We start from the raw sequence: 23,283 nt of genomic DNA on the forward strand, positions 1-23,283 counted from the left end.
AGATAGACACAGTTTAATGTGGAAAAGAGCAAGGCGTTTCATATTTTTTGACCCTCACGTACTAGTATGTACGCTGCGGTCAAAAAATATGAAACAACGACTCTAATTTTGCAAATTAAACGAGTATATCTAAACCGCTTCTGAACCGGCTATAATCTCTATTAATTCCGTAGTAATAATAGCCTGTCTTGATCTATTTAGCTTTAAAACTAACTTGCTTATTAAATCATTAGCATTATTCGTTGCATTTTCCATAGCGGTCATTCTAGCTCCCTCCTCACTTGCTCTACTTTGTAGTAAAGCATAATTTATTTGGGAATTCACATATAAATTAATTAGATTAGAAATGAGATTCTCTCCCTCATATTCATAATTATAGTCAATTGATTTGGACTCGCCTACTATGTCACTCGTCGCTCTCCTATTATTTATAGGCTTCGCCCCTCGTTCCTTGTATCCGAATCCGACTAAATTAACTATAGGATTATCTATCATAGAATCATCCTGAGATTTTGCTACCGGTAAAATCTGTTGTCTAGTCATAATTTGAGTCATTGCGTTCTTAAATTTATTAAAATATATAACACAATTACTAACTTCTAGATTTTCTACTGCCGACATAATTTTTTGTTTTACTTGTAGCATCAGATTTTCATCATGAATTTTGGGTAACTCAAAATAACTATCAATATAATTTACATATTGCCTTTTTAGTGCTTCGTAACCTTTTTTTCCAATAATGATAAGTTTTATTTGTTCGCTTTTATTTTCTAACTCTTTAATATCATTCTTAACTTGCTTAATTATATTGTAATTAAACGTTCCGCATAAACCACGCTGTGATGTCATAACTATCAATAAATTTGCTTTATTCGGCACGGTATTAAAAAATTTCTGCTCTTCTATAGATAACTCATACATATCAATTGATAATATAGCAGACATCATTTTACTAATAGCCTCAATATAAAAATTTGAATTGGCTATTTGACTCTTTATTTTTGCCATTTTAGAAGCTGATACTAGTTGCATTGCTTTAGTAATCTTTTGTGTAGATTTAACGCTTTTAATTCTAGTGCTTAACTGCTTTAAATTTGACATATTTATTTAGTATTTTTATGTCATTGCGAGGAACGAAGCTTTGTTGCAATCTCGTCAAATATCCTGAGATTGCCATGCTCCTTTCAGTCGCGCGCAATGACGATTTAGTATCCACACAAAAACAACATCATCTTATTTAACAAATTTCTTAACGAAGTTTTCTAAAAATGCTTTCAGTTTCTGCTCGGTTTCTTCGGTTATACGTTGCTCGTTTTTTATTGATTCCAAAATATCTTTTTTATTTAACCTTATCTCTGTAAGCATTTTATCTTCAAATTCTTTTACTTTCTGAATCGGGACATCATTTAAATATTTCTTAGTTCCGACATAAATACTTACTATTTGTTCTTCTACCGGAAAAGGATGATATTGAGCTTGTTTTAATATCTCAACTAATCTTTTACCATGATCGATTTGTGCTTTAGTGGCAGGGTCTAAATCTGATCCAAATTGCGAGAAAGACTCAAGCTCTCTAAATTGAGCAAGCTCTAGCTTTACCGAACCTGCTACCTGCTTCATAGCCTTTATTTGTGCTGCAGAACCAACACGACTTACCGAAATACCGACATTAACGGCAGGTCTTACGCCTTTATAAAATAGCTCACTTTCTAAGAAAATTTGACCGTCAGTAATCGAAATAACATTTGTTGGGATATATGCGGATACGTCACCTGCCTGCGTTTCGATTATAGGAAGAGCAGTAAGTGAACCGCTGCCTTTTGCCTCTGACATTTTAGCAGCACGCTCAAGCAACCTTGAATGCAGGTAGAACACGTCGCCGGGATAGGCTTCTCGCCCGGGAGGTCTTCTAAGTAATAATGAGATTTGTCTATATGCAACGGCATGCTTACTTAAATCATCATAAATAATAAGTGCGTGCATACCGTTATCACGAAAATATTCGCCCATACTACAGGCAGAATAAGGGGCAATGAATTGAAGAGCTGCAGCTTCCGAAGCAGTAGCCGAAACAATGAGTGTATAGTCCATGGCTCCGGCATCTTCTAGTTTTTTTACTATTTGTGCAACACTTGATCTTTTCTGCCCAATAGCTACATAAATACAATAAATTTTATCACTTTCATTAGTAAGTGAATGAGCTTGTTTTTGATTAATAATAGTATCAACGGCTATAGCTGTTTTTCCGGTTTGCCTGTCACCGATTATTAACTCTCTTTGTCCTCTACCTATTGGGATTAACGAATCTATAGCCTTTATTCCGGTTTGTACGGGTTCGCTCACACTCGTTCTTTCTATTATCCCCGGAGCCTTCATCTCGATATGTCTGTACTCTTTACTTGCAATATCGCCTTTGCCGTCAATAGGATTACCTAGAGCATCAACAACACGACCAAGCAAAGCTTTTCCTACCGGTACTTCTAAAACTTCTTTAGTTCTTTTGACATTATCACCTTGCTGTACTTGGTTATCATCCCCCATAATTACAGCACCAACACTATCGTTTTCCAAGTTTAAAACAAGGCCCTTAACACCGGATTTAAATTCTACTACTTCACCAGATTTTACATTAGCAAGACCGTAAATTTGGGCTATACCGTCACCGACAGTTATTACCTGCCCTACTTCCTCAAGCTCACTTAAGCAATCAATATTAGCTATTTCCTTTTGTAATATTTCAGCTACTTCAATAGGCTTTAGTTTCATGTGGTTTATGTCTCCTAATTTTCTTGTCATTGCGAACGAGCATTGCCCGTGTGGATCCCGAGTCGTCATTGCGAGGAGCGAAGCGACGTGGCAATCTCATAAAATATCCTGAGATTACTGCGTCAATTACTTCGTAATTTCCTCACAATGACTATATAAATATCTATGCAGCAATATTAACTGTCTTTAAAGCTTTCATTATTTTCTCTAAACTACCTTTTATTGAGTAATCTTGCAACATACTATCATATTTAATTACAATACCGCCAATAATAGTACTATCTATATCAAATAATATTTCTGTTTTTTGATTTAATTCTTTTTCTATAAGAGATTTAATCCACTCCTGCTCTTTAGGTTGTAACTTATTTGCAGAAATAACCTGAACTATCTTTATATTTTTACTTTCATATAGTAAAGTATTATAAGCATCTACTATATTAGATAAACTAGCAGTACGAGAATTTTTTACCAATAACAATAAAAAATTTTGTACTATTGTGCTAATTTTAATATTTTTTGCTAACAAATTGACTGCGTTAATTTTGTCGTTCTTATTTACTATAGGAGAAAATAGGAACTCTCTAATATCAAAATTATCGGTAATTATACGGTTTATAGAAGTAATTTCTTCAAAGATCTTATCTTGTATATTATCAACCATAGCGTTATTAAATAACGCTACTGCATAATTCTCAATTAAATTACCTTTGTTCATTTTCTTAATTTATATCTCCGAAGTAAAATGAAACGTATATACGGAGATCAACTTCAACAAGAGCAAGGAGTCTATAAGGCAAGGAGCGGAGCGTATACTTAATATGTGAGCACCACAGCTCTTATAAGACGACGTAGCCAATTTTTGAAGTTGATCGAATATTATATATGTATTGCCCTATCATAAGCAGAGAATACTGATTCATGCATCATTTCCGATAAAGTCGGATGCGGGAAGATAGTGTTAATTAAATCCAACTCCGTTCCTTCTAAATTTTTTGAAACCACATATCCTTGTATTAATTCTGTAACTTCCGAGCCTATCATATGAGCTCCAAGCAACTCACCCGTCTTAGCATCAAATATAGTTTTAATTAAGCCATCGCTATCACCGTTTACTAAAGCCTTACCGTTAGCTATAAAAGGAAATCTGCCTATTTTAAGCTCATAACCTAAGGTTTTTGCTGCTGCTTCAGTCAAACCGACGCTTGCTATTTGCGGCGAAGAATAAGTGCAACCAGGAATATTATGTTTATTAATAGCATGCGGTTTTAAGCCTGCTATGCTTTCCGCTGCAATAATACCTTCATGGCTTGCTTTATGAGCTAAACAAGGCACTCCTGCTACATCGCCTATAGCATAAATTCCTGACGCCGCAGTTTGCATTAACCCGTCAGTAGTTATATAGCCGTTTTCTACTTTAATTTTTGTTTTCTCAAGACCTAAATTTTCCGTATTAGCTGTAATACCTACTGCCATAAGTAAAATTTCAGCTTGTAATTTTTGTGTTTTATCTGCTAACTCTAACTCAACTTCTATCTTATCTTTTGATTTTGTTTGCTTAATTAACTTAGCATTTGTAATAATTTTTATACCTTTCTTCTCAAAGTTCTTATGAGCGATTCCGGTAATTTCCGTATCTTCAGCAGGCAATATTCTATTATGTGCCTCAATTACGGTAACATCCACACCAATACTATTATAAAACGAAGCGAATTCTATACCGATTGCACCTGAGCCGACAATAATCATAGATTTCGGCACATGCTGCGGTATCATAGCTTCTTTAGAAGTCCAAATTTGTTTACCGTCAGGCTTAAAGCCTTTTAAAACCCTAGATCTTGCTCCGGTAGCTATAATAATATTTCCTGCTTTTACTGTAGGTTTATCATTTATATTTATTACCTTATTTCCTGCAAGACTTGCTACTCCGTCTATCACGGTAACTTTATTTTTTTTCAGTAGTAACTTAACACCGCCTGCAAGCTTATTTGAAATCTCTCTTGAGCGTTCGACTATTTTCTTAATGTTGATTTCAGCACCTTTAACATCAATCCCATAATCTTTAGCATGTTTTATATATTCAAAAACCTCAGCAGATTTAAGCAGGGATTTAGTCGGTATACACCCCCAATTAAGACATACCCCACCCAAATGCTCTTTTTCTATTAATACAACTTTTTTTTTTAATTGTGCTGCTCTAATTGCTGCAACATATCCACCTGGACCACCGCCTATAACAGCTACATCATATTGTTCCATTTTATTTTTATTTTGTTAGTTTGTTTGTTATGAGCATTAACGTCATTGCGAGGTAATGCACAGCATCGACGCAGCAATCTCAGGAATCATACACTATCTCCCCTGAGATTGCCACGCTCCTTTCAGTCGCTTGCAATGACGAAAATGGAAATGACACTAGAGTATACTACTCTTCAGCATCCATCTATTCTTTTCATGCACCTTAATTCGTCCAATAATCATATCGGCTGTACCCTCATCGCCCTCTGCTTGTGCTACTTTGAGTCCCTTATATAATGTATCTCTAATAATATCTTGATCTTTTGTTAAACTTTTAAGCATTTCATTTACTGTTGCGTTTGGATTTGCCTCATCTATAGATGCAAGTTTTATTAAATCTGATAATGCGGGAACTTTAGCATTTAAACTTCTTATTCTTTCAGCTAAATCTTCACACTGATACTGCCCCTCAAATAATAAATGTAAACTTCTACACTCTGCTTCTTCTACATTCCAATGATAATTTTGTGTTTTAAAATATAAAGCATAGCTATCTTGCTAAAATTTGTTCTAAAGCTTTTACCCTTAAATTTCTATGAACTTTTTGAGTTTATAACATTTCTTTAGATACTGCAAGCGATATTGAAATTTATATAATTGCACCTAATTGCAATAATTATAAATGATTATATATTAATTATTAATTTTTGTTAATAATTTCTTGACTATCAAATAAGTACTGCTGATTATGCCCTTCAATTTTAAAAATCCAAAGGAATAGCAAAATGATACATCAATTAACTTCATTTTTAACCACTGTGGCAAGAATTACTACAGCAAGAGCAACAATTGGAGATCAAGAATATAATATGCTTCAGGATATAACGGAGAAAATTATTATATAGATCCTACTACAAAAAATTTAATTGTATCGAATTGTCCTAAAAACAATATGGCAGCGATGGAGTGTAGCAAAGGAATTGAATTATTAAATAGTGATATCATGAACCTAATATTTAGAGGGTTTTCAAAATAAAGAAAGCGTTAACTAGAGACGAGGCTATTATTACTGCAGTTAATAATAATGGAGACGATATACGAGATTATATATTTAAAAAACAAGGTGATAATACTTTTATGTATGAGGAAGCATTGATGAAAATATGTCAAGAAAATTTTCGTTATTATTCTGATCCACAAAATTATACTAAAATTTAAAACCCTACTATTGAGTATATACTTAATACTGCAGCAACTAATAACCCTATTACTATAGGTTATAGTAAAGGATACGAAATATTTGAGGTACTTAAAGGAAATAATTTGAATGGAATTTCTTCAGAAATAAAGGATTTAATATCTAACCCGATATCTAGCACTACTCAAGGTACTAGCACAATAAAAAACTTATTAGAACTCATAACAAAAGACTTATCTGAAATAGCAGCTAATCCGATTAATAACACCTTAGCAAACCTTACTAATACTGCTTTCAATACAACTTACAACTCTCAAGAAAATATGTTTGATGAGAATGATAACGATAATTCCTTGGTGGTTGCTCAATATATAAGCATATTGGCACAGCTGTAGTTGCCTCCATAGCTGTTATAATAGGTGTAGGGGTAACTTGGGTATGTTAGAAATAAAAACGCAAAAAAAAGCTAAATTAAAACAATATATTGATGAAATTGAAGCTGAAAAACTTGCTGCTGAAATTAATGAAGATGTTACTACTGAAAATAACACTCTACTTGATAATGATCATGCTGTGGTAGATATGACCGGAGTGAAGAAGAGAAGGTACTTTAGTATAGATAACCTAGAGTATTGCTTTTTAATCAACAACCAATAGCAAACTCACTGTTGGTTGTGCCTCGAAAATAAAAATTGAGATTTATTTCAATTCTTTATTTATCAATTCTTTTAGCTTTTCTTTCGCTGCTTCTTTAGAACGTCGCCCTGCATAAGAATCATAATTTTTATTATCTTCAATGAAATGTACAAAGAAAACTGTTCTATCATTTTTTTGTAGCCAACCTATAAACTATCCGATTTTACGATCCTTTAACTTTACAGTTCTATCTTGGCTAAGTTTATTACCGCTGTCTGTTTTACCGTAACGCTTCCAACAATCTACAAAATCTTCAATAAACAAAATATTTTTGTCATTTCTTGGGCTTTAACACTTACAGGCAATTTATTCTCTGCTAGTTTCTGAAGAAAAGCTAATTGTTCTTACGGTGCAATTTCTAAAGAACTAGAAAACCATGCATTAGTTAAACCGTTATTCTTTCCTTTATCTCCTGAAATATCACGATTACCACAATCAAATTTTGTTACATAATCACGAAATTTTTCAATACCTAATTCTTTATTAGTAATAACCTGAGAATACCAAACACAGCTATTCTTCATCCAATCTTTAGGTGTTTGGGATTGTTTCCAAACTTCAAGATAGTCAGCATATCATTCTTTAAAAGGTAATTTTGGATGAGTTTCATCAATTAAAACCCATCATCATAACCCATTAAACTTATAGCAATTTTAAATGTTGAGCATGGAGCATAACGAGACTCGCAATTACCTTCTTGTTTTATAATTTTATCATTTTTATTTAACTAAAAAACAATCCGCTTGGGTTATAAAAGGTATAGTAAGTGATATTAGGGCAGTGAGATATAAAATAATTTTTTTCATAGGTTAAAATAAAAATAGGTGGTTTTATTGCATGACATCGAGAACAGGGAATGACATCGGCTTAAACTAATTATACAGTTTAGTAAATTTCCTGCGATTGATCTTCCTTACTCGGTACATAATCAAAAATATCATTATTATCTTGATTATCAATCATATCTTCATTCTCAAGCATCTGAACATTATTTACTTTAAATGCTTCTATAACAGTACCGCTTGGTGTAATTTTACCAGTTGCTCTATCTACGGCGATTAGCTTAATTGAATCTGGAACTTTGAAAGGCAGCGATGGCTCATCCTTATAAGCATTACTCATAAAATCAATAAAAATCGGTAATACTACGTTTGAACCTGTTGCTCTTTTTCCAAGCTCTTTCGGTATATCATAGCCCACATAACTGCCGACTACTATTTTGGGTGTAAAACCTACAAACCATGTGTCTTTACTATCGTTACTAGTACCGGTTTTTCCGCCGATAATTTTTCCTAACTTCTTCGCAGCATAACCGGTACCTCTATCTATTGCTCCGGTTAAAAACGAAGTAATTTGATAATCACTAGCTTCATCCGTAACTCTATAGATATATTCTTTCGGTATTTCTAATATTGCGGTATCTAAATTACTATCCGAAACATTACAAGCAAGACATTCTCTATCATCGCGCCTATAAATAATTTTACCGTTACGATCTTTAATTAATTCTACAAAATGAGGCTCAACTTTTTTACCGCCGTTAGCAATAATTGCATAAGCATTAGTCATTCTGCTAAGTGTGGTTTCAATTGAACCAAGTACCATAGAGTAAACTTTTTTTGGTTCATTATTAATACCGAAACGCTTAATTATATCAACGATTTTTGTAAGTCCTACGGCAGTTGCAACTCTTACGGTTATAAGATTACGAGATTTTTCAAGACCAGTACGCATAGTGATTTCACCTAAAAACTTACCCTCATAATTTTTAGGACGCCAACTAGGCATCCCTGGACCTTGCGAAATCTCAATAGGTCCATCGTTAAAAATCTGATTCGGCTTAACACCGTTTTCAAGAGCTGCTAAATAAACAAAGGTTTTACTCAAAGAACCGGGTTGACGAAGTGCTTGAGTTACTCTATCAAATTTACTTGTGGAAAAATCATAACCGCCGACACTTGCAAGTACCTGTCCGGTATTTGGGTTCATAACCATAATAGCACCGTTTACTTCAGGAATCTGACGAAGAGCATACCCCTCTTTTATAGCCTCAACCACTATCACATCACCTTTTTTAAGCAATGTCTTAACTGATTTAAGATTACTTCTTGCCCATTTCATTTCAGCAATAGGCATCTTAGATTTGCTGCCGTCTATAAGTCCAATCTCTACATGATTATCGGCTACATCTAGAACTACAGCTAATTTATACTCTAAAAGCGATGGAGGAGTCGGTAGTTTTTTTAGCTCTCCTTGCCAATTATCAAGAGAAATATTAGCTATAGGTTTTCTAAAACCACGCCTTCTATCAAACTCCCTTAGACCTTTTCTTAGAGAGTTTTCAGCTAATTGCTGCATCTTTGCATCTAAAGAAGTAATGATAGTAAGACCTCCGGTATAAAATTCTTCCTTACTATTTAACATCCTAATTACTTCTTCTCTGACCTGTGCAGCATAATAATCTGCCGTAACAGTTTCTTCTTTAGCTCGTTTACGTAAAACTATCGGGCTATCCATAGCTTCTTTCGCAGCGTCTCTTGTTATATAACCATCTTCAAACATACGTGCTATTACGTAATCACGACGAGCTTTTACTCTAGCATAGTTTCTCTCAGGATTAAGTTCGGAAGGGGCTTTAGGCAGTGCCGCAATAAAAGCTGATTCTGCAATAGTAAGTTCCTCTACGGATTTATTAAAATAATTTTGTGCAGCTGCCGCAACACCATATGCACCACGACCAAAAAATGTTTGATTAAGATATAATTCTAAAATTTGATCCTTAGTAAATACTCTTGAAATCATATAAGAAAGAATCGCTTCTTTAATCTTACGTTCAAGAGAAACTTCGTTAGTTAGCAGAAAATTTTTAACCACTTGCTGAGTAATGGTAGACGCTCCTTCCATACGCCTATGATGTAAATAATTAGATATGTTTAAAAATGCCGCTCTAACTATTCCAAGCAAATCAATGCCTGGATGGTTATAGAAATTCTTATCCTCAGCTGCAATAAAACTTTCTATTAGCGAACTCGGTACGCTATTAATCGGTACAAATACACGACGTTCAAAAGCGTACTCCTCCATTAATTTGCCGTCACGGGAATAAATACGCGTTACCGACGGTGGATAATAACGTGCAAGCTGTGAGTAATCAGGCAAATCACGTGAATAGTGGTATATTATATAAGCAGTAATCCCGCAACCTACTAAAATAAGGAAGGCAAAAATTTTTAAACAAAAAAGAAGAGATTTATACATGACTTATAATATTTCGCCGGTTAAACTATTAAGTGAAGCCTTAATAATTTTTATATCAATGATTTTACCAAGTAAAGATTTATTAGGGTTTTGGATATATACGGACTGCATGTATGGAGTTTTACCTATTATCTGGTCGTCGCATTTACCATTGCGATCAAATAGAACTTTCATAGTACTACCAACACAACTTGCATTAAAAGCTAGTTGCTGAGCCATGAGTTCTTGTTGTAATATAGTTAATCTCTCTGATTTTATATGTTCAGGTATTTGGTCGGTTTTAGTTGCACCAGGTGTGCCGGGACGTGGGCTATATTTAAACGAATAGCACTGACCATATTTTACTCTGCGGACCAAATCTAACGTATCCTCAAAATCTTCATCTGTTTCACCGGGAAACCCGACAATAAAATCAGAGGATAAAACTATATCGGGCCTTGCTTCTCTTAAACGATTAATTATATCAAAATAATATTCCCGATCATATTTGCGGTTCATGGCTTTTAATATTTTATTTGAACCTGACTGCACCGGTAGATGTAGAAACGGCATTAATTTAGGTTCGGTGCCGTGCAGTTTTATTAGATCATCATTCATATCTATCGGGTGTGAGGTGGTATAACGTAATCTCTCTAAATTGGGAATTTGTGCTAGATGTTTGAGTAAATCGGCTAGAGTAAATATTTTATCTGCAGGACCTTTACCATGATATGCATTGACATTTTGTCCAAGTAACATAATTTCTTTAGCACCGCTACTAACTACTTTTAGTGCTTCTCTGTAAACCTGCTCTACATTTCTTGAAAATTCAGCACCTCTAGTATAAGGTACTACGCAGAAAGTACAAAATTTATCGCACCCTTCCTGTACCGATATAAAGGCACTTGTTCCTTGCGGATATAATTGCTCAGGTAGCTGATCAAATTTTGCTTCTTCCACAAAATCAAGATCGATTAAGTGCTTTTCGTGTCTAACGACTTTTGAGATTAATTCCGGTAGGTTATAATAAGATTGCGGACCGACAACAATATCAACATAAGGAGTTCTTGTAAAAATCTCCTCCCCTTCCGCCTGTGCAACACAACCGGCTACAACTATTATTGCAGAACTTAAACCTTGTTTTGTTCTGGTATCTTGTAGTTTCTTAATACGACCGAGTTCAGAATAAGTTTTCTCGGCTGCTTTCTCTCTGATATGACAAGTATTTAGAATAATAACATCTGCTTCTTCAATATTTTCAGTAGGTTCATAGCCAAAGGGATAAAGCAAATCCTGCATCTTAACGGAGTCATAAACATTCATCTGACATCCGTAGGTCTTAATATAAAGCTTCTTACTCATAATTTTTTATATATATCTTTAAACTAAAAGCCTAGTATACGAAGATCAACTTCAAAAAGAGCGAGGAGTTCACAAGGCAAGATGAGCTGCGTATAACGTAATACGTGAGAACCGAAGCTCTTGTAGAACGACTCAGCCAATTTTTGCAGTTCATCGAATATACTATATTTAATTAACTTTATCAATCTTTAAACTAAAACCTTGATGGGCATTGCTCAATAACTATAGATATCTTTAAGCCCCCATCATTGCGAGGAAATACGAAGTATTGACGAAGCAATCCAGTTAAAAATGCTAATATTTAGATTTTTATTATTTTTGCTAGATTGCCACGCTCCTTGCAGTCGCTCGCAATGACGACTCGGTATCCACGCAGGCAATGCTGAGTTAGGAATGACACTCAATCCTTACTGATTAATTCTTGCTGTGCAGATTCTTTCGGTGATTTCTTTTAATTTTTCTCTTCTTTCAATAAGACAAAGCAGCTGTTCTTTAGTAATTTTATAGTTTTTATCATATCTTGCATCAACATAAGCTTTTTCAAGAAGCTCAAAACACTTTTTTTCGGTTAATTGAAGAAATACACTCCATAATTCATTGTCATAATTTCCTGCCATGCTACCTAGTTCTTGTAAATTATGTAATTTAGGTTTGTAGTTTGAGAAAACTAATAAAAAATAGTACTGTAAAGACTTTCCGTAGCTTGATGAGAAGGGCAAAGGCTGATAAAGCAAGCATACTCCAAATCGTTTAAATAAGTAGTTGCCCCTTTTAAAAAACCTTTACCTCTACCAAACCAATATTCATAATAATCTTTAGCGATGTCTTTCATCTCGCTCCAAGGTAAATCTTTAGCCTCGCTAAGTATAAATTCACTGCTATCATATAAAAGAATACCTTCTTTTTTTATATCGGTATAAAAATAACGTCCTTTTCTAACTGCCTATTTATTTCCTCTATTGACTCTAGAATTATCGATATTCTTGAATCATACAGAATAATTTGCTTAGGGTTTATTATTCCTGTTTTTTCTAATCTTATATATATATATATATATATTATCTTTTAATCTTAAAGCAGTGTATCCTTTATATTTACCTTTTTTCAGAATTATCAAAATATCAGTATCGCTATGATAGCCGTGAGGTTAGATCACGTACCCAATCGCCTCTAGCAAAAGAGCCGTACAAGATAATCATAGCGATTTTTCCTGTGCAATATCTAAAATCTGTTGCACTATAAAATTAAGCCTTGCTCTAATTTTAAGAGACCGTTTGGGTAAGGTGGTTTTCATTTAAATATCTATACTTTATATTTTTCTGCTTTTAGCTTTTTTATTTCTTCTATTGTAAGCTTAGTATATCGTGCTATTTTCTCTATAGGTCCGTTCTCTATTAACATTTCTTTGGCAGTTTCAATTTTCTCTTTCTCTATGCCCTTCTCCATCCCGGCATTAAACTTTTCTTCAAACTTGTCTATTTCTTGTTGTATAGCCATTTCAGCTCTAAAATAATCATCATGCTCCTGTTCTGTCCATTTATATTGCTCTAAACTTGCATATGCCGATAACACAATTTCATTTTTAATCTCTTTTGGCGGTTCTTGTTCTTGCGAAGCATATTTTAATAAATGCAACCATTCATCGGTATCATCTTTAAGATCATTTTTTTTAAACTTCCCTAGTTCAATAAATACATAAGTTAATGAAAACAAATATTGTTTATGGGTATTGCTTCCTTTTATATGATGATAGCTAATATACGGCAATTCATCAGGCAAAGCTTTTGCTCCTATGATAGAAATTATTACTACCGGCAATAAATCCTTATGTTTCATACCCTTCTTAATTTGACTAACGTAGGTATAACAACCGTAAAGCTACGTTCTATTAAGATAATCTTTCTCCATTTTACGCTGCATCTCGATTATATACCATCTACCGGTTTCATCTTTAACTTTTAGATCGAACAAACTTCTTCGCCCTTCAAGAAATAAAGGCAACTGTAGTTATATAGCTTAAATCTATGATTCTATCCCCTTTCGATAATCTAAGAAGAGAGTTCAATAAATTTATTAATTGTACTTTATCGCTAAATAATTTTTTAAATGCGACATCATTTGTACCGTCTAAATATCTTTGCATAAATAATTATATCTTTGGTAAGTTTTTATATATAGCAAATTAACTTCAGGCAGTAAATTACTTTTACAATTTATTATCGGTACTAGGCTTCTTGCATAACCTATCTTATAAAGAGGAACTTGAAGGAAACACGAAACACAGCACTGCAGCGTACATAAAAGTACGTGAGGATGCGAGTACCGGATTGACGTACAAATTACCTTTAGAAGGAGGTTATGCAAGAAGCCTAGTAATACCTATCATTATCATCATACACTCCCCAAATTACTTTCTTGGAAATCCAACCTGTGTAATCCTTACATGTAATTTGGCAGAATTGTTCTTTACATTTTTTTAAACTACAACGAACTTTTGGCATTAATTTTGCTATAACTCGGCTTTTAGGGTCTGCGGATTTGGTAAGTTCTATTTCCTTATCAGAAGTAATAACTACTGATCTTTTACCTGATAAAACGCTTGAATGTATCCAACCGCCTTCGCCATTAATGTCACGTACTTGTCGCCATTGCTTGTACTCTGCAGTTATTTCTACCGGTTCGCCTTTTTTAACAAAAACCCATTCTACGGCAGATTTAGTAGTTGGTCCGCTCCTTGCATTTACTTCATTAGATTTTATTGAAACAAATCTCGGAATAGGCAATTTTTTATTATCGGCATTAATTGTTGTTGATAATATTACAATAATTAAAGTAATAAGAATTTTAATCATTATATTCCGCTTCAGATAAAGCATCCTCTTTTTTTGCTATTATATAATTACCAAGCCTAAATTGTACTTTTATTCTATTAATTTCCTGCTCGCTAATACCTATATTTTTTAGGACTGTTCCACCTATTTGTAATCCAGTCTCATAACTTTCCGGAATAATAGTTGTGGCACCTAAATCATAAAACTCTCTAGCATTTTTTAAATTTTTTAACTTAACGACAACCGGTACATCCTGATAATTACCGCTAATTGTTTTAAGCGATTTCTTGATAGTTACTTGATTATTCATAGTAAGTATTATAGCGAATGCTCTTTCCGTACCTAATGCCTTTAGAGTATCGGCTTGCGATACATCACCTTTAAAAACCGGCAAACCGTTTGATAGCTCTTCTTTTACTCTATCATCATCTAAATCAAGTATTACGTAACTTATACCTTCCGCTTCCAAAACTCTTGCTACCATTTTACCGGTATTACCGAGTCCGGCAATAATAATATGGTTTGTTAAATCTCTTGCCCCAAGCTCAATCATTTGAGTCGGAGTTTTACCAAGTCCTTTATCAACTTTCTCGGCAATCTTTTGCCCTAAAGCTGCGAGTAATGGAGTAAGTGCCATAGTAAAAGTAACTACGAGTAATAATATATCGGCAGTACTTTCTTCTAATACTCCGCTATCTTTACCTAAACTGAATAATATAAAACCAAACTCTCCGCCTTGCGATAATAATAAGCCTGAATAAAAAGCCACTCCTTTATTAAAACCGAATAAAATACAAAAAGCCGTTATGATTAAGGTTTTTATACCTATTAAAGCAATAGATAAAGTAAGAATATGAGATATTTTTTCATACATTTCTAGGGCATCGATATTCATACCCACGGTCATGAAAAACAATCCTAAAAATAAACTTTTGAAAGGATAAATACTTTCCTCTGCCTGCAATCTAAATTCAGTTTCCGCAACTAATACTCCGGCAACAAATGCTCCTAGAGCTAAAGATAAACCAAATGTTTCAGTAGCCCAAGCAGCAGAAAGTACTATTAACAAAGTCATCGAAATAGGTAACTCACTTGCATTATTACTTTCTGATGAAATGAATGAAAATACAGGACGAAGAAAAACACGACCGACAATAAATATTGTAAGTAAGGCCGTTACGGCTTTTAAGAGTGCAATACCAAGAGCCGCTGCAAGCGAGGCTTTATTGTTACCGGCAAGTAACGGAACTATCACAAGCAATGGCACTACGGCCAAATCTTGTAGTAACAGAATAGCTAAAGAAACTCTTCCTATTTGCGTTGATTGACTACGATTTTCCTCAATAACCTGCATAACAAGTGCCGTAGATGAAAGGGCCAGACCACCACCGGTAATAATAGCCGCACTACTATTGCCGTCTATAAGCACCATTGCACCAGCAATTACTATAGCGGTTGTTAAAACTTGCAAACTACCGAGACCAAATACATATCGTCTCATAGCTTTTAATCGCTCGAAGGATAACTCAAGTCCTATCGCAAATAATAGAAATACTACACCAAGTTCACCTAATAACTTAGTTTGGTCATATGTTACGATTTTTAAACCGTGATCACCTATCGCGGCTCCGGCAATTAAGTAACCAAGTACCGGACTTAATCTAAGACGCTTAAGTATAGCCACGATAAAAACCGCAGTACCGAGTAAAATTATAACGTTAATAAGAATATGATCGTTCATCTTTTCCAAATTTCTTCTAACTTAAAATGCTCCCGTACTTCAGGATAAAAAATATTAATTAAAATAGTACCTGCATCTATTAGTACCCATTCTGATTTACCAAGCCCCTCAATATTACTATTTATACCAGCATTATTTTTTAATTCTAAAGCTACATATTCAGCAATTGCTCTAACATTTTTAGTCGAACGACCACTAGCAAATATAATATAATCGGCTAATTTATGTTTTCCTGTTAAATCAATTACCTCAATATCTTCTGCTTTTTTCTCACTTAAACATTCTAAGATAAATAATTTTAATTCTTCAGTTTCTTTTTTCATAATAATTAATAAATGACATAATAATATTAATTATTATATGCATAAGAGTCAATTTTATCAATGAATGTTTAAAATTCTATAATAAAAATTCATATAAAGCTTTACTTTAAGCAAAAAAACTTTAATTAATACTTAAATTAATACTGATAAAATAATGGCAATATCTATAGAAGAGTTAGAAAAAATACTTAAAGAATCATTTCCGAACAGTACAATGAAAATTACTGATTTAGTAGGAGATCAAGACCATTATGCCTTAGAAATATCAGACGTTCAATTTAATGGACTTTCTTTAATTAATCAACATAAATTAGTAAAAAACGCCCTGTCTGAAATATTAAATAAAAAACTACATGCAATTACCATAAAAACTATCGCAGTTCCCGAAAAATAATTACAGATATTAATATAATAATCCTTATACAAATTCAACTTATCATTTAATTTTATGCAAACAGCTGATTATATAGTAATCCGCTATTCGGTGTGTAATTAAGAATAAGGATTTTAAAATCCTTATTCTTAATTGATGCAGGTTTTTAGAAGTTTGCTTTAAGTCTTAGCGTACCGGACTGGGCATGGTATTTTTTAGCTAAGTTCAGACTGTAATGCACTCCGTACTCCATTCTACCCTTCTTAATTACTTTACTGCACCTGCCCCTAAATCATATAGCATTTTAGTAGGTTTAGGTGCTGGTACCGGTAGAGGCTTACTAAGACCGTTAAGATCTGCAACGATTGCCGGTGTTTTACCTTTAAAGTCGTAATTAACGCGAGTTTCGAATTAACAGAGCATAGAATTTAGACTAGCAAGAGAGATGTAATAGAAGGTTTATTATCAGACATTTGATAATTTATCAGTGCTGCAACCATATGAACAAAGGCATTTGTAACTGATCTATGCTTTGAATGCTCAAACTTACTCAATAGTTTAATTTTGCTAAAAACAGATTCTATCAATGATCTTTTAAGCAATAATATTTTATCCAACATAGACATAAGCTTATTTTTCATATTTTTCTTTACTCTAGTTACTATAAAAACTCCTTGCTCTAAAAGTTGTTGAAATAATTTTTGTGAAATATAATCACGATCTCCAAATATTTTACCAAAAAGATTTTTTATCATCAATTCTAGCTGTTTTCTATCATCCTTATTACCAGGACTAAAAGATGCTTTAACTTATACCACCAGCTCTATTAATTATTAAATGTAGTTTGAGTCCATAGAACCAACCTTTTGTTGTTGCACCACGTGCTGCTATACTAGCAAACACTTTATGCATTGAAATACGATATTTCTTGCATACCTCTATACTACTTGAATCTACAAATAGATAGTCCGTCACACTGATCCAAAATAGAATTTAATATTAATACTAATAGTGGTAAATGTGGACCTATTATTTTTATAAATTGGCTATAAGCTTACTAACTGAAAATCTCTTTGATGATGAATCCATATCTGTTTCAGATAATAGTTTTTAAAACAATCATAAGATGACTGTCAGTAACCTATTATAATCGTTATTACCTCACTTCTATGCAGTCTACTTTTTGGACCAGATTTGTTGTTATTTTGAGTAATTGAATTTGTATGCTTATCTAATTCTTGCAAATCGACGTAGCAAAATATTTCTATAAAATCTATGCTCATATCATAGGTTATTGCTCTTTATATTATTTTTCAATAACCTATAAACTTTTTTCTAATACTGTAAAGACACTACCTTAATTCAAACCTTAATTCAAAACGTGTGTTTTCTCACTAATTTTATAACAAAAACAGTATTATTAATACACTCGTAACCTAGTGATTATCAGCTATACAACGCCTTTATTAATACGAAATTCGCGTTAAGTAATAAAGACATGAATTTGCGGTCTAATTATGAATTCATCCTTATAGTAGGTTGTCTTAATTTCACCGCTGAGTATACTTTCAACCTTGTTATATTGACGTTTCTGAATAGTTAGGTTTTGGAAAGAAGTACCGTATTCCTGATAACCGGAATCTTTACCTTAGTAAGCCTGATTCCTGCCATCAGTACAAATGAAGTTTCTTTCCATAGATAATTATAACCCCCAACTACTTGACCGCTATAAGAAGTTGAATGATACTTACCGTGTGCTGTTTCACAACCGCCTATAATATTACGTAGTTCATTAGTTTTAATATCACTTCGTGCATAGGTGGTTACGCCTTCTATAAATAGGTTATTTATAAAGTTATATAAACCGTATATAGAGCCCATATTAGTTCCGACCTTAGGCCGGCTTTAGCATTTTGGTAACGTAACTTCGTATCGACTCTAGTATAAGCAGCACCAAGAACTATATATCGTTTATAACGGTATCAACCTCGATTGAGCCACCGGTAGATTTAGCTTTATAACCACTAAGTTAAGTCCGTTAAAGGCTTTTTTGTACTGCCTTACCGTAATATAGGCTAGCCCATACCCCGTAAATGGAATTATTAGCTTTACTTTCATCAAGTTCACAATGCAGGATTCGTAGCTTTTTGATTACCGATACTAGTATTATCTTGTGCAACATTAAAGCCGTCGTTCGCTTTAGCACGACTTATTCCGCTACCTGAGCTTCCACCGCTACTTGTACCTGCAGAATTATCTCGGCTACTACCTATAGCAGACATATCGCTACCGGAACTACTTCCCATGCCGTTAATATTATTAGCGGGAGAAACACCTGTTGCTTTAGGATTACCGCTATTACCGTATGGACTACTTCCGCTGTTGGTTACACCGCCTTTAGTTGTACCTCCCAAACTAAAACTGCTCCCTTGTGCTGAAGAGTTACCGCTATTAGCAGGAGCAATATCGGTTGCAGCAGGACTATTATAACTTGAGGCCACCGGCACCACTCTGACCACTAGAAGCCGTTGATGGACTGTATACATCCGAACCGGAAACTGGACTATTGTAGCTTGAGCCACCTGTTGATGGACTGTTATAGCCCGTAGTACCTCCAAAACTACCACCTCCTCCGGTTGATAACTGGTTAGCGCCTACGTTTGAGGTTGGAGTCGTTACGACCGAAGCATTTGGACCGTCAGGATTGCCTCCGACATTAGCAGGACCGTTAGGACCAAAGCCTCTTCCTGTACCAGGTCCGTTAGGACTAAATCCGCCTGTGCCTGTTACCGCTTTTTGTAACCATACATCATCATCGAATTTATGACTACCGCCGTTAATCGGTGCTTGTACAAGTGCAGCATTAGTGTATTCCGCTGAAGAGTTGCTGCTGCTCCCTTTTTTGAAGTTCTCTGAAACGATTTTTGTTTTGTAATTAAATTTTGTTGTTGCTCTTGGCACTTTAACACCGCCGACCGTGGCTGACGGAATGTCTAAACTTCTACTGTTATAACCGGTAAATACCGCTGATTTACCGGCATCAATAGTAATATCTTTAGCATAGGTATCCCCTTTTACCATGCCTTTATTACTACTGAACTAGTTTAAGGTTTAAATTCTCACCGCCTAAATCATCGGTAAAACCATTATTAGCGTTAAATCGTTAAATATTGCCGTACCTTGATTATTAGTCTTGGTTGTTATACTCGAGTAAAAATCTTCGCTATCGATTGTGATTTTACTGTCTACACCGTTGAACTGAACGGTTTTAAGGTGATTTGAGTCTGAACCTACCGAACCACTACCGCTAGATCCAGTTGTTAAATCATTTGATATTGCAAGAGTATGGATTTTATTACCTGTGGTCGTAATTGATTCATTTATTATACTTGTATTATTAAGGCTTAAAGTTGTAGACTGAGCAGTAGTAAATGAAATTGAGCCTGTTTTCACGGTACCTTGAATTGTAACATCACCCCCATCTATTTGAACTATATCGACCATTCCTTTAGTACCTATTATACTACCGGAATAATAATAGCGGTAGATTCATCAAAAATTACCACGCTATCCTCAGGATTTATAGCTAAAGCAAAAGGAGAAAAGCTTGATCCTTCAGAAATATCTAAACTATTAGTTGTTCCCTTAAATTTTATGTTGCCACCATTTATTAATATTACATATCCTGCATTAATACCTCCGGTACAATTTAATACATCACCGCTAATAGTTATATCACCAACTTTTGAAGTACTGCTACCTATAACTCCACTAACGCTGCTTGGACCGGTAAACATTAAATCCACAGCTTTACCGCCTGTGATGTTAATACCACTGGTTAAATTAGTTGCTTGAGTAAACACTATATTACCCGTGCCGGTTCCTTGGATTTCAGCAATTGACATATTACCGCCGGCGTTAATCGTAACGGTACTGTTGTCAGCACCCACTTTTAACATTGCAAGGTTCGTAATTGTATTCGTTGAGTTGCCGTTACCGTCAACTGTACTTATAGTACCGTTAGTACCTCCGGTACTTGTTATATTACCGGTAATAGCTGATGTTATATTATTTGCTATATCACTAGCAAATATTGCGGTACCGGCATTATTTTGGAAATTCATATTACCGTCAATCTTTACAGCCCCAAGCTCGCTATTAATAGGACCGGAAGGAGTGGAGAAAAAACATTTACTATCATATAGCAACTTTTGCAATGAATACGTCGATATTTGGGGTATTAAGAGCAGTTATTACCCAGTGTTCTGTGCCCTGTAAGTTGTACTTTACTCACCAGATTTGCTTTTGTTCCGATAGCATATTTATTAGCCATACCATCTATTGTTAACTTGCTATTAGCATTTCTTGCATTTATCTCAACTACACCGGTATTTGGAACAACTGGCTCTATATTACCTGTTAACTCTATAGTACTGTTCTTGCCGCTAGCTACGGTAGTCATTAACTTTAAAACAGATGCGGGATTCACGCATGTAACACCTGGTGCATCTAATGGAAAATCACCGTTTAATGCATCAAGGGCATAAACGGCTGGTCCAGCATTAACCTCACCGATATTAATTTTGGCAATCTTAGCCGAGGTAAGTGATGCATAGGCAAAAACCCCGCCAACAGCAATATTAAGCACTGCAGTATTACTCATATCAAGTCCATTTGTACCTAACGTAGCATTAGTACCAACAACGCCGACATTACCACTAACATTTATAACAGTAAGGGGATTTGCCTTTGTGCTAAGAGTTTCATTACCCAAATTACCCTGCAAAGTTAACACATTGTTATTAGGTATAAGTACTAGAAGTACTACTTAAATTGACGCTACCGCCTCCACCGGCAAAACCATCGACACTATTCATAAAGGTAACTTGTCGATTTTTGCTAGTAGTTAAACCAAATACGGCTTTAGTATTATTCAAATTAATAGCACTTCCTAGAGTTAAAGCCTTGTTAGATACATCTATCGTAAATGCTGCAGCTGCATTTCCCTGCCCGTTAATTGTGTTTACCGTACCTATACTTGAATCAGTAGCCGTTAAAGTAGTGCCGGTAATGTTCCTGTGTTCCCGTTTTTGATTTGGCTGTTAAGTAAATCACCTGCAGGATTTGCTCCCGAAAACTCTAAAACACCGCCATTGGTAAAATCCACGCTACCGCTTGTTGTAAGCGAGTCTTGTAAATTCGCCACAGCATTGTTACCAAGTGTTAAAGAAGTAGCGGATACACTTTTTTGAAAGATAACCGTTTTATTACCTGCTACATTAACAGTAATTGTTCCAATATTATTTATGACTCCAGTAACGTTACCACCTCCTAAAAATACTAAATTACCGTGTTAGTTGCTGCACTACTTGTCACTGCTACTAAAGTACCAGTATCATTAACGTTAACCGTACCTGCAGACCCTTTAAAATCAGTCTATCCTGTAATAACTGTTGTGTTAATAGTTCCGGCCCCGCCAAAAGTTGCATTACCGGTAATATTTCCTGCATATGTTCCTGTTCCGACAGTAACATTACCCGTAGTATTTGTTGTAAGTTGGCCTCCTCCGACCGCAGCATTACTGGTAAAACCATCCGCAGCTGTAGCTACCACACCTGCATTATTTATGGTAAGAGTAGTTACACTAGATGCTCCGACTATCACAACATTCCCTGCTCTGTTAATATTCAAAGCTGCAATACCTGTTACAGGTCCAAGCGTACCGGCTCCTAAAACATTAACAATGCCATTAACACCTCCGCTACTTGTTACTGCCGCTAAATTACCGCCCGCAGCAAGGTTTATTGTACCAGCATTATTGCCCTGAACATTTAATATATTTGCACTTCCTCCTAATTTATTATCTATATTACCACCGGTAGCCCCAACAACATTCTTACCATCAGCGATTGTTATTTGTGCAGCCGTACCTTTAAAATCTATATCAGAAATTACATCTTGCTGAAATCGTACTAATCCGCCCGCGCCGGTATCCAATTGCCGTTACCCAATCCACACCATACGGCGTGTCTACTCCTATATTAATAGGCTGATACTGGTTCCCTATCTGAATAGTTTGAGCAAAGATGGTTCCTGTAATTGTAGCTGGATTTTGATTTAGAGGAGCTCCTATCCCATCGGTAAAAAATTTGTTAAGCCTTATTGTCCCTCCTGTTCCATTACCGCTACCTGCATTAAGTGCAATTTCTCGGCTACCGGAAGCCACGTGTACTCTTAATTGACCATCTACATCATTTGCTGGAACTAGGTTGAAACTAGCCACAAATTCTGCAGCATTTGGCGATTCATTACTTACGTCATAAGTAGCATTTTGGCCGCCGAACTTGATACTATTTTCTATAGGTTGTATATCCATAACTTCATTAAAGTAAAGACCTACGGCTGGTGAAGTATCAGTAGCAAAATTAAGTAGCTGATTATTTGCAATATTAAAAGTTTTTGCCTTAATCCAACTTGGATGTTTAAATTAAAAGTCAGTGTCAATCTGTAACGTAAGA

General features: G+C 34.7%; 28 protein-coding genes and 4 pseudogenes. 4 read left to right on the top strand and 28 right to left on the bottom strand.

Annotation, left to right across the window (positions count from 1 at the left end):
- Positions 1–129: 129 nt before the first annotated feature.
- From atpG to MCC_RS06815, 5 genes and pseudogenes are all read right to left on the bottom strand, one after another.
- Positions 130–1,101, bottom strand: coding sequence for an ATP synthase F1 subunit gamma (gene atpG, locus MCC_RS06795; RefSeq protein WP_014409091.1), 972 nt, complete (start codon positions 1,099–1,101; stop codon positions 130–132).
- Between the two features lie 132 nt (positions 1,102–1,233).
- Complete coding sequence (gene atpA, locus MCC_RS06800) at positions 1,234–2,766, bottom strand: F0F1 ATP synthase subunit alpha (protein WP_014409092.1); 1,533 nt, start codon at positions 2,764–2,766, stop codon at positions 1,234–1,236.
- Between the two features lie 163 nt (positions 2,767–2,929).
- Positions 2,930–3,484, bottom strand: coding sequence for an ATP synthase F1 subunit delta (gene atpH / locus MCC_RS06805; RefSeq protein WP_014409093.1), 555 nt, complete (start codon positions 3,482–3,484; stop codon positions 2,930–2,932).
- Positions 3,485–3,645: 161 nt separating this feature from the next.
- Positions 3,646–5,025: a dihydrolipoyl dehydrogenase gene (lpdA, locus tag MCC_RS06810; RefSeq protein ID WP_014409094.1), complete on the bottom strand. Its 1,380-nt coding sequence runs from the start codon at positions 5,023–5,025 to the stop codon at positions 3,646–3,648.
- A gap of 156 nt (positions 5,026–5,181) precedes the next feature.
- Positions 5,182–5,569, bottom strand: a pseudogene (locus MCC_RS06815) (Dps family protein).
- 758 nt (positions 5,570–6,327) lie between these two features.
- Here MCC_RS06815 and MCC_RS06825 point away from each other — a divergent pair.
- A complete protein-coding gene (locus MCC_RS06825; protein ID WP_014409096.1) occupies positions 6,328–6,597 on the top strand; it encodes a hypothetical protein in 270 nt (89 codons plus the stop codon).
- Between the two features lie 43 nt (positions 6,598–6,640).
- Positions 6,641–6,859 (top strand): hypothetical protein, encoded by a 219-nt coding sequence (locus MCC_RS06830; RefSeq protein ID WP_014409097.1) that lies wholly within the window; start codon positions 6,641–6,643, stop codon positions 6,857–6,859.
- Positions 6,860–6,901: 42 nt separating this feature from the next.
- Here MCC_RS06830 and MCC_RS10720 read toward each other — a convergent pair.
- The 12 genes and pseudogenes from MCC_RS10720 to rsfS form a co-directional block, all read right to left on the bottom strand.
- Positions 6,902–7,203: pseudogene (locus tag MCC_RS10720) on the bottom strand (penicillin-binding transpeptidase domain-containing protein).
- Positions 7,204–7,242: 39 nt separating this feature from the next.
- Positions 7,243–7,422 carry a penicillin-binding transpeptidase domain-containing protein gene (locus tag MCC_RS11585; protein WP_014409099.1) on the bottom strand — a complete coding sequence of 60 codons (180 nt, stop codon included), beginning with the start codon at positions 7,420–7,422 and terminating at the stop codon, positions 7,243–7,245.
- 89 nt (positions 7,423–7,511) lie between these two features.
- Entirely contained in the window at positions 7,512–7,607 is a 96-nt protein-coding gene (locus MCC_RS11590) for a penicillin-binding transpeptidase domain-containing protein (protein ID WP_408005731.1), read from the bottom strand.
- Positions 7,608–7,783: 176 nt separating this feature from the next.
- Complete coding sequence (locus MCC_RS06845; RefSeq protein ID WP_014409100.1) at positions 7,784–10,156, bottom strand: penicillin-binding protein 1A; 2,373 nt, start codon at positions 10,154–10,156, stop codon at positions 7,784–7,786.
- Between the two features lie 3 nt (positions 10,157–10,159).
- Positions 10,160–11,497, bottom strand: coding sequence for a tRNA (N6-isopentenyl adenosine(37)-C2)-methylthiotransferase MiaB (gene miaB / locus MCC_RS06850; RefSeq protein ID WP_014409101.1), 1,338 nt, complete (start codon positions 11,495–11,497; stop codon positions 10,160–10,162).
- Positions 11,498–11,904: 407 nt separating this feature from the next.
- On the bottom strand, positions 11,905–12,114 hold the full coding sequence (locus MCC_RS10730) for a HEPN domain-containing protein (protein ID WP_041405547.1): 210 nt from the start codon (positions 12,112–12,114) through the stop codon (positions 11,905–11,907).
- Positions 12,115–12,164: 50 nt separating this feature from the next.
- Complete coding sequence (locus MCC_RS10735) at positions 12,165–12,329, bottom strand: hypothetical protein (RefSeq protein WP_187145915.1); 165 nt, start codon at positions 12,327–12,329, stop codon at positions 12,165–12,167.
- A gap of 470 nt (positions 12,330–12,799) precedes the next feature.
- Positions 12,800–13,498, bottom strand: a pseudogene (locus MCC_RS08635) (Rpn family recombination-promoting nuclease/putative transposase).
- Positions 13,482–13,640, bottom strand: a complete 159-nt coding sequence (locus tag MCC_RS10740) for a hypothetical protein (protein ID WP_231288698.1) — start codon at positions 13,638–13,640, stop codon at positions 13,482–13,484. The pseudogene MCC_RS08635 and the gene MCC_RS10740 overlap by 17 nt, the downstream one beginning before the upstream one ends.
- A 226-nt stretch (positions 13,641–13,866) precedes the next feature.
- Positions 13,867–14,349, bottom strand: a complete 483-nt coding sequence (locus MCC_RS06870) for an SH3 domain-containing protein (RefSeq protein ID WP_014409102.1) — start codon at positions 14,347–14,349, stop codon at positions 13,867–13,869.
- Positions 14,342–16,069: a monovalent cation:proton antiporter-2 (CPA2) family protein gene (locus tag MCC_RS06875; RefSeq protein WP_014409103.1), complete on the bottom strand. Its 1,728-nt coding sequence runs from the start codon at positions 16,067–16,069 to the stop codon at positions 14,342–14,344. Before MCC_RS06875 ends, MCC_RS06870 begins: the two co-directional genes overlap by 8 nt.
- Complete coding sequence (rsfS, locus tag MCC_RS06880; RefSeq protein WP_014365362.1) at positions 16,066–16,392, bottom strand: ribosome silencing factor; 327 nt, start codon at positions 16,390–16,392, stop codon at positions 16,066–16,068. Before rsfS ends, MCC_RS06875 begins: the two co-directional genes overlap by 4 nt.
- 154 nt (positions 16,393–16,546) lie before the next feature.
- On the opposite strand from rsfS, the gene MCC_RS06885 reads away from it, so the two are divergent.
- Both MCC_RS06885 and MCC_RS09715 read left to right on the top strand, forming a co-directional pair.
- Positions 16,547–16,786, top strand: coding sequence for a BolA/IbaG family iron-sulfur metabolism protein (locus MCC_RS06885; RefSeq protein WP_014409104.1), 240 nt, complete (start codon positions 16,547–16,549; stop codon positions 16,784–16,786).
- 214 nt (positions 16,787–17,000) lie between these two features.
- Entirely contained in the window at positions 17,001–17,159 is a 159-nt protein-coding gene (locus MCC_RS09715; protein ID WP_196792957.1) for a hypothetical protein, read from the top strand.
- Between the two features lie 34 nt (positions 17,160–17,193).
- Here the strand turns inward: MCC_RS09715 and MCC_RS11695 are convergent.
- The 11 genes and pseudogenes from MCC_RS11695 to MCC_RS06945 form a co-directional block, all read right to left on the bottom strand.
- Positions 17,194–18,048: pseudogene (locus tag MCC_RS11695) on the bottom strand (IS982 family transposase).
- Positions 18,049–18,364: 316 nt separating this feature from the next.
- Positions 18,365–18,646: an autotransporter domain-containing protein gene (locus MCC_RS06900; protein ID WP_231288699.1), complete on the bottom strand. Its 282-nt coding sequence runs from the start codon at positions 18,644–18,646 to the stop codon at positions 18,365–18,367.
- Between the two features lie 242 nt (positions 18,647–18,888).
- Positions 18,889–19,266 carry a hypothetical protein gene (locus MCC_RS09720; RefSeq protein ID WP_231288700.1) on the bottom strand — a complete coding sequence of 126 codons (378 nt, stop codon included), beginning with the start codon at positions 19,264–19,266 and terminating at the stop codon, positions 18,889–18,891.
- Positions 19,250–19,846 carry a hypothetical protein gene (locus MCC_RS10750; RefSeq protein ID WP_231288701.1) on the bottom strand — a complete coding sequence of 199 codons (597 nt, stop codon included), beginning with the start codon at positions 19,844–19,846 and terminating at the stop codon, positions 19,250–19,252. The genes MCC_RS09720 and MCC_RS10750 overlap by 17 nt, the downstream gene beginning before the upstream one ends.
- A 45-nt stretch (positions 19,847–19,891) precedes the next feature.
- Positions 19,892–20,269 (bottom strand): hypothetical protein, encoded by a 378-nt coding sequence (locus tag MCC_RS06915; protein WP_014409105.1) that lies wholly within the window; start codon positions 20,267–20,269, stop codon positions 19,892–19,894.
- 14 nt (positions 20,270–20,283) lie between these two features.
- On the bottom strand, positions 20,284–20,982 hold the full coding sequence (locus MCC_RS10755; RefSeq protein ID WP_231288702.1) for a hypothetical protein: 699 nt from the start codon (positions 20,980–20,982) through the stop codon (positions 20,284–20,286).
- Between the two features lie 23 nt (positions 20,983–21,005).
- Positions 21,006–21,560 carry a hypothetical protein gene (locus tag MCC_RS07295; protein WP_231288703.1) on the bottom strand — a complete coding sequence of 185 codons (555 nt, stop codon included), beginning with the start codon at positions 21,558–21,560 and terminating at the stop codon, positions 21,006–21,008.
- A gap of 7 nt (positions 21,561–21,567) precedes the next feature.
- A complete protein-coding gene (locus tag MCC_RS10975) occupies positions 21,568–21,702 on the bottom strand; it encodes a hypothetical protein (protein WP_269208488.1) in 135 nt (44 codons plus the stop codon).
- A gap of 116 nt (positions 21,703–21,818) precedes the next feature.
- Entirely contained in the window at positions 21,819–21,971 is a 153-nt protein-coding gene (locus MCC_RS10760; protein WP_231288704.1) for a hypothetical protein, read from the bottom strand.
- 230 nt (positions 21,972–22,201) lie between these two features.
- Positions 22,202–22,762, bottom strand: a complete 561-nt coding sequence (locus tag MCC_RS06940; protein WP_041405458.1) for a hypothetical protein — start codon at positions 22,760–22,762, stop codon at positions 22,202–22,204.
- Positions 22,710–23,141: a hypothetical protein gene (locus MCC_RS06945; protein WP_014409106.1), complete on the bottom strand. Its 432-nt coding sequence runs from the start codon at positions 23,139–23,141 to the stop codon at positions 22,710–22,712. Before MCC_RS06945 ends, MCC_RS06940 begins: the two co-directional genes overlap by 53 nt.
- Between the last annotated feature and the right edge of the window lie 142 nt (positions 23,142–23,283).

The sequence above is a fragment of the Rickettsia rhipicephali str. 3-7-female6-CWPP genome, from assembly GCF_000284075.1.
In the GTDB taxonomy this organism is placed as follows: domain Bacteria; phylum Pseudomonadota; class Alphaproteobacteria; order Rickettsiales; family Rickettsiaceae; genus Rickettsia; species Rickettsia rickettsii.